The 6,557-nt window shown below is 73.2% G+C and carries 8 protein-coding genes; 2 read left to right on the forward strand and 6 right to left on the reverse strand.

Annotation, left to right across the window (positions count from 1 at the left end):
• On the forward strand, positions 1-1,303 hold a 1,303-nt coding region (locus BZL64_RS34220), incomplete at its 5' end, for a lipase family protein (protein ID WP_107430402.1).
• A gap of 221 nt (positions 1,304-1,524) precedes the next feature.
• Here BZL64_RS34220 and BZL64_RS34225 read toward each other — a convergent pair.
• The 4 genes from BZL64_RS34225 to BZL64_RS34240 form a co-directional block, all read right to left on the reverse strand.
• A complete protein-coding gene (locus BZL64_RS34225; protein WP_244205670.1) occupies positions 1,525-1,974 on the reverse strand; it encodes an ATP-binding protein in 450 nt (149 codons plus the stop codon).
• A 56-nt stretch (positions 1,975-2,030) separates the two neighbouring features.
• The gene (locus BZL64_RS34230) at positions 2,031-2,531 is read right to left on the reverse strand and encodes a hypothetical protein (protein WP_086772973.1); all 501 of its coding nucleotides are present in this window, start codon (positions 2,529-2,531) and stop codon (positions 2,031-2,033) included.
• 122 nt (positions 2,532-2,653) lie between these two features.
• Positions 2,654-3,499, reverse strand: a complete 846-nt coding sequence (locus BZL64_RS34235; protein WP_086772974.1) for a chitosanase — start codon at positions 3,497-3,499, stop codon at positions 2,654-2,656.
• 178 nt (positions 3,500-3,677) lie between these two features.
• Positions 3,678-3,950 carry a hypothetical protein gene (locus BZL64_RS34240; RefSeq protein WP_086772977.1) on the reverse strand — a complete coding sequence of 91 codons (273 nt, stop codon included), beginning with the start codon at positions 3,948-3,950 and terminating at the stop codon, positions 3,678-3,680.
• A 202-nt stretch (positions 3,951-4,152) separates the two neighbouring features.
• On the opposite strand from BZL64_RS34240, the gene BZL64_RS34245 reads away from it, so the two are divergent.
• Positions 4,153-4,821, forward strand: coding sequence for a hypothetical protein (locus tag BZL64_RS34245; RefSeq protein ID WP_244205672.1), 669 nt, complete (start codon positions 4,153-4,155; stop codon positions 4,819-4,821).
• A gap of 1 nt (position 4,822) precedes the next feature.
• Here BZL64_RS34245 and BZL64_RS34250 read toward each other — a convergent pair whose 3' ends face one another.
• Together BZL64_RS34250 and BZL64_RS34255 are read right to left on the reverse strand one after the other, a co-directional pair.
• Positions 4,823-5,818 carry an ABC transporter substrate-binding protein gene (locus BZL64_RS34250; RefSeq protein WP_086772979.1) on the reverse strand — a complete coding sequence of 332 codons (996 nt, stop codon included), beginning with the start codon at positions 5,816-5,818 and terminating at the stop codon, positions 4,823-4,825.
• A gap of 17 nt (positions 5,819-5,835) precedes the next feature.
• Positions 5,836-6,557, reverse strand: a 722-nt coding sequence (locus BZL64_RS34255) for an ABC transporter ATP-binding protein (RefSeq protein ID WP_086772975.1), incomplete at its 5' end; no start/stop codon positions are given.

Consider the following 6,557-nt stretch of genomic DNA (forward strand, 5'->3'; position numbering starts at 1 on the left):
CGCCGCGGCCGTCACGGCCGCCGCCTGCCTCGGCACGCCGGCCGCCGCGGCCGACGCCCCGACAGCCACGGAACCCGTGGTCTCCCGCGGGGTCACCATCCCCGCCTTCTACACTCCGCCCGCCTCGCTGCCGGCCACCGACGGCGCGCTGATCCGCACGGAACGTCTCCCCCTCGCCCTGAGCCTGCCCGGCATCGACGGTCCGCTGCCCGGCCGGGCGACCCGCCTGATGTACAGGTCCACGGACTCGGCGGGCCGGCCGATGGCCGTCACCGGCGCCTACATCGAACCGACGGCCGCCTGGAAGGGCACCGGACCACGGCCGCTGGTCGCGGTCGCCCCCGGCACCATGGGACAGGGCGACCAGTGTGCCGCGTCCCTCGGCCTGGAGCGTCCGCTGCTGCTCAACGGGCAGACGGTGTCGGTCGGTTACGAGGTCCTGGCCATCTACCGCCTGCTCGCCCGCGGTGTCGCCGTCGTCGTCACCGACTACACCGGCCTGGGCACCACGGACCGGCTGCACACCTACGTCAACCGGGTCGACGAGGCCCACGCGGTGCTGGACGCCGTCCGCGCGGCCCGCGCCCTCGACGGCACCTCGCTCACGGACGGCTCGCGAGTGGCCCTCTTCGGCTACAGCCAGGGCGGCGGGGCCACCGCCGCCGCCGCCGAACTCCAGCCGGCGTACGCCCCCGACGTACCACTCGCCGGCACCTACGCCGGGGCGCCGCCCGCCGACCTCGTCTCCGTCACCGCGGCCATCGACGGCAGCGACCTCGCCGGGGCGCTGGGCTGGTCGGTCAACGGCTTCCTGGAGTCCGACCCGGAGCTGAAGCCGATCGCGGACGCGCACCTCAACGCGGCCGGCCGGGCGGCCCTCAAGGATCTGTCCACCATGTGCGTGGGGGACGCCCTCCTCGCCTACAACTCGGCACGCAGCACCGCCTGGACGACCGACGGCCGCTCCCTGGGCGCCATCATCGAGGCAGAACCCGCGCTCAAGGCGTTCCTGGCCGATCAGCGCATCGGCAGGCTCAAGCCCGCGTCACCGGTGCGGGTGGCGACCGGTACCGCAGACAACCTCGTACCGCACGGACAGGCCCGGGACCTCGCCGTCGCCTGGTGCGCGAAGGGGGCGGACGTCACCTACAAGCCGGTCGTCCTGCTGCCGCTGGGCAACTCCCTGCTCAACCACTTCGCCCCGCTGCTCACCGACCAGGGCGACGCGATCTCCTGGCTGACCGACCGGCTCGCCGGCAGGCCGGCCGGCTCCAACTGCGCCACCCTGCCCTACAAGCCCTGAGGCCGGGCGCACGACGGCCGTCCCCCTGGCCGGACACCGCCCGGGGGGACGGCATCGTGTCGAGGCGGAGATCGTGCGTTGCCGGTGTCGCCGGGCTCCGGTTCCGGGCGCGCCGCGGTGCACTCCCCCTGCCGGACGGGATGTCGGCCGTCGCCGGGCCGGCGTTGCACATCCGCGACGACCGGAGCGCCCACCGCGTGCGGCCGACCGCCGTCTGCCGTCTACAGGCCGTCGAGCAGCCCCAGCCGGGCGACGATCCGCTTGCCGACCGGCTCCCGGACGACGTCGACGTCCTGGGCCACGGCCATCACGATCTCCAGGCCGTGCTGCCCCACTCTCGTCGGATCCGCCTCGCGCGCCGTCGGCAGCGCCGGTTCGCTGTCCCAGACCGCGATCTCCACGGCGGCACCGGCGATACGCAGATGCAGCAGGACCGGGCCGGGCGCGTGGCGCAGGGCGTTGGTCACCAGTTCGCTCACCACGAGCTGGGAGAGATCCAGGGTGCGGGCCGACACCGGCACCCCGTGCTCGCGCTGCACGCTCGTGAGGAAAGCGCCCGTCAACTCCCGCGCCCCGGCGATGCAGCCGCTCTTTCCGTCCAGGGCCACCGTCGTCTCGACCCGGCCCCGCTCGGGACGCGGGGAGCCCTCGCCGGGAGGGACAGGTTCCATGCGGACCGCCTTCATTACCCCGTTCATGACCGCGCGCATACCCCCGAATCCGGCTCCTACGCCCCAGCCGCACCACTGCCGGAGGACACCGGGACGGACGCCCGTTCCCGGCGTCCGGCGGAATACCACGCCCCGGCCGCCAGCAGGCCGGTTCCCGCGGCAAAGCCGGCCGCGAGGCCGTTCATCCACCGGTAGGCGTCACTGCTCGGGTAGGTGGTGCCGTCGTCGCGCACGCAGTCGAAGGCCGGCGGGACGTAGGAGGAGCGGTAGTCCACGAGGTGCCGGACGGCCTCCGCGGAGAAGCCGTCCCGGCAGGAGGGCGGAGGCCACGAGTCGGCGCCCGAGCGGGACTCGTGCACCGAGAACTGCACCAGGCCGGCCGACATCAGGTATAAGGCGACGGCGGCCGCCGCCGCCATCCCGGCGGACCAGCGCAGCAGGCGCACGCCCCAGTCCGGACGACGTCCGGGAAGGGCGACGGCGATCAGCCGGACGAGGACGGCGAGCAACCAGACGGGACTCCCCAACAGGGCGGCGATTCCGAGCAGTGCGAGCACGCGGCCTCACTTCCGTCGGTACCGCCGGTCCGGCGGCGGGCGTCCGCCGATCCTGCTCGCCATCCCCTCCCCACGGCTGTGACGCGGGCCACGGCCCGCGTCACAGCCACGTCACAGTGCCGTCAGCCGATGTGGAAGCTGTCGCCGTACACCTTCCAGTCCAGGGGCGGTTGGAGGTCGAGGTTGCCCTGGCGCAGGAAGACGCGCTGGGCGGTGTCGACGCGGCTGGTGTCGCTGTGCGCCTCCTCCTGCTTCATGGCCCACACACGCGCGTCGAGGAAGGCGTGGAGGTACGCCGTCTCGTCGCCGCCCTGGGCCGGGGGCTTCGCCCTGGACAGGGCGCGCCGGCGGATGCTGCCGAAGCTCGCGGAGTCGCCGCCGTCGCCGTGCATGACGATGGCGTCGTAGTACGCGAACTGGCCGAGGACGCGCAGGCCGTCGGCCTTGGCGCGGCGCACGGCCGGGTCGAAGTAGACACGGTCGCGTTCGTCGTTCTGCGCCTGCTGGAACGCCGTGTCCTGGGCCGCCTTCCGCCAGTCCCGCGGGTAGTTGGGGTCGAGGCCCTGGTGGGAGTCGGTGCCGTCGACCTCGCGCAGGGCGGGGAGGTACTTGGCGAGGACGTTGCCGGGTTTGCGGGCGGCGTACAGCTCGACGAGGTCGAGCATGTCGCCGGTGCCGGAGCAGAAGCCGATGATGCCGGCGGTGTAGCCGCGGCCGTCGCCTATGTCCTCGATGTACTTGTACTGGGCCTTCCAGTCGAGCGAGGAGTTCTCCGCGCTCGACACCAGCTTCATGGCGATCTCCTTCTTCGCCGGGTCGTCCAGGTCTGGCACCGCGAGGAGCCGGGGGGCCGCGGACGCCTGCGGGGAGGCGAGGAGCGGCGCCGCCGTCAGGGCGGCGAAGAGGGCGAGGACGGTGCGGCGGGACGCGGCGGTCGGGTCCTGCGCGCCGGGGGACTTGTGCACCACAGTGACTCCAGTCGGGGAGTGGGGGGTGGAGGGAGGTGGATCTGCGGGCAACTCTGCGTGCGACTCAACTGACAGGAAGGTTTCCTATCAAGCTTGAGGGCAAGAGGTAACCCTCACGAACGCAGGTTCGTACGATCGAACAAGCCATCCGGGTCCCTCACCGGACCCCGCCGGGCCGTCAGGGAGCGCCGGGCGCGTCTCCCCGCCAGTCGAAGTGGCGGGCGTCCCCGTGCCGTTCTTCGTACAGAGCCCAGCCACCGGGGCCGTAACGGCCTATCTCGGTGGTCAGCGCCACCTCGCGCAGGTCGCCGCCGGGGCGCTCGGTGACGTCCAGCAGCAGCCCGTCCAGCGGGCCGCCCACCAGTTCCGCGTACTCGCGGTCCGGGCGGGGCGCCGCGTCCTCGTGATCGGCGCCGTAGACCCGGCCCCGCATGAAGTCAGCCTCGTCCATGACCAGCAGCTTCGCACCCGCCACTGACAACGGCCCGTCGAGCCGCCGCACCCCCCTGCCGCACTTCGGCCAAGCCGATGGCCGAAAGGTGCCGGGCGGGGGCATTTCATGACACTGCGGGTAGCTATCCGTTCCTGGCACATCGCGGTGTACGGCGTGGGGGGTGCCGGCTCTGGGGGCACGCAGGGGGAAGCGAGCGTCGGTGGGCGGGTCCTGGCGTGCCCGCCGGCGCCGCACCGTGCGCGAGCTGCGCGCGTCGGGCCGCTACGGACCGCGGCTGCGCGAGGTGCTGCCCGCACTCGCCGTACTGGTCCTCGCCGTGGCTGCCGCGACCGCGGCCCTGGCGCTGGCGGGCCGCGCCGTCGGCAACTGGGTCCCGGCCCTGGTCCTGGTGACGCTCGGCGTGGCCGCCGTCTACGCGCTCCGCCGGTCCCGGCGGCCGGCGCGGCGGCGTCACGGTTACTACACGGCCGAGGAGTTGGCGGATCTGGACCCGTCGGCACTGGTGCTCGCGGTGGCACGGATGCTGCGCCGGGACGGCTGGCGGGTGCTGCCGCCGTCCGCCCACGACACCGTCCATCTCGCCGCCCGCGACCGGCGAGGCCGGCTGCTCGACGTGGCGTTCCGGCCGGTGGCCGAGCCGCTGCCGGACGAGGACGGCGCCTGCTCGTGCCGGGCGCGGTGGCGGTCCGGACGCCGGGTGCGGCTGGTCGTGCACCGCGGCACGTTCTCGCACCGGGACGAGGTGTGGGCCGCGCGTCAGACGCACACCCATCTGCTGGACGGAGCCCGCCTGTTGCTGTGGGCGGGCGGGACGCCACTGACCGAGATCACGGCCCTCGGCTCCCCGGCTCCGCCCCGCCGCGCCTGAGTCAGCCGGCCGTCCCCACCGTCCGCAGATAGGCGCCGAGGCGGGCGATCGCCGCCGGGTTGCGGGGGCTCTCCACGAGGTCGACATAGTCGAGGACGACGATGCGGCGGTGCTTGACGGCCGAGACGTCGCGCAGCGGGGCGTAGGACAGGAGGAAGTCCTTCTTCTGTTCGGCGCCGACGTCCCCGTAGTCGCAGATCACGATGACGTCCGGGTCGCGTGCGACGACGCTCTCCCAGCCGACCGTCGTCCAGGAGTCGGCCACGTCGTGCATGAGGTTGGTGCCGCCGGCCTCGCTGATGATCTGGTCGGGGGCGGCGTACCGGCCGGAGGTGAAGGGCTGGTCCTGGCCGCTGTCGTAGAGGAAGACCGTGGGCCGGGCACCGCCCGCGGGGATCTGGGCGCGGACGGCGGCGACCTGCTTCTTGAAGCCGGCGATCAGGCCGGCCGCGCGCTTCTCGACGCCGAACAGCTTGCCCAGGTTGGTGAGGTCGGCGTAGAGCGCCTCCAGGGGCTCCATGATGCCGCGGGAGCTCTTCGTGCGGCCGTTGCGGCAGGACTCGGTGAGGATGTACGACGGGATGCCGAGCTTCTTCAGGGCGTCCGGGGTGAAGCCGCCGTCCTCGCGGAAGCCGTAGTTCCAGCCGGCGAAGACGAGGTCGGCGCGGGCGTCGAGGACGTTCTCCTTGGTGAGCTGGTCCTTGGACAGCCACTTCACCTTCTCGTAGCCGTCCTTCCAGGGGACGCCGCTCAGATCGCCCTTGTCGTCGGGCATGGCGAACCCGGCCATGCGGTCCTCCAGGCCCAGGGCGAACATCAGCTCGGTGATGCCGACGTCGTTGGTGACGACGCGTTCGGGGACCTTGTCGAAGGTGACCTCGCGACCGCAGTTGGTGAGCGTGACGGCCTTGGCGTCGGTGGTCGCCGTCGGTTCCACGGTGGCGCCGCAGCCGGTGGCGGTCAGGGCGAGGGCGGCGGCCAGGACGAGGGGGCGCAGGGCGGGCACGGGGTTCCTTAGGGGAGGAGGTCGAACAGGAGCTGGACGGTGCCGGTGACGGGATGCCGTACGGGGTGGGCGTGGACGCCGAACACGTCCGCGAGCAGGGCCGGCCGGAGCACCTCGGCCGGGGTGCCGGTGGCGACGATGCGGCCGTCGTCGATCACGTACAGCAGATCGCAGTGGGCGGCGGCGAGGTTGAGGTCGTGCAGGGCGGCCAGCGCGGTGAGGCCGCTGCCGCGGACCAGGGAGAGGATCTCCAACTGGTGCGCGATGTCGAGGTGGTTGGTGGGTTCGTCCAGAACGAGCACGCGCGGCTGCTGGGCCAGCGCGCGGGCGATGAGCACGCGTTGCTTCTCACCGCCGGACAGGGCGAGGAACCCGCGGTCGGCGAGATGCGCCACGCCGGTGCTCTCCATGGCGTGGGCGCAGATGTCCCGGTCGGTGCGCGCGGTTCGGTCGCGGTGCGGCAGCCGTCCCATGGCGACCACCTCGGTGACGGTGAAGTCGAACTCGGCGGAGGACTCCTGGGGCAGGGCCGCCAGGACGCGCGCGGCTGCCGCCGGCCGCAGGGTGCGTACGTCGTCCCCGCCGAGGCGGATCACGCCCGCGTCGGGGCGCAGGGCGCGGTAGGCGCAGCGCAGGAGCGTCGATTTGCCGCTGCCGTTCGGGCCGACGAGTCCGACGAACGCGCCCTCGGGCACGGCGAGCCGGATGTCGTCGACGATGCGGGCGCCCG

The organism is Streptomyces bobili (genome assembly GCF_002154575.1).
Taxonomy (GTDB): Bacteria; Actinomycetota; Actinomycetes; order Streptomycetales; family Streptomycetaceae; genus Streptomyces; species Streptomyces bobili.

What these genes read in the sequence shown, in the direction of transcription:
- BZL64_RS34225 (WP_244205670.1), bottom strand. Translation starts at nt 1,974, where the DNA reads ATGGAACCTGTCCCTCCCGGCGAGGGCTCCCCGCGTCCCGAGCGGGGC.
- BZL64_RS34240 (WP_086772977.1), bottom strand. Translation starts at nt 3,950, where the DNA reads ATGGACGAGGCTGACTTCATGCGGGGCCGGGTCTACGGCGCCGATCAC.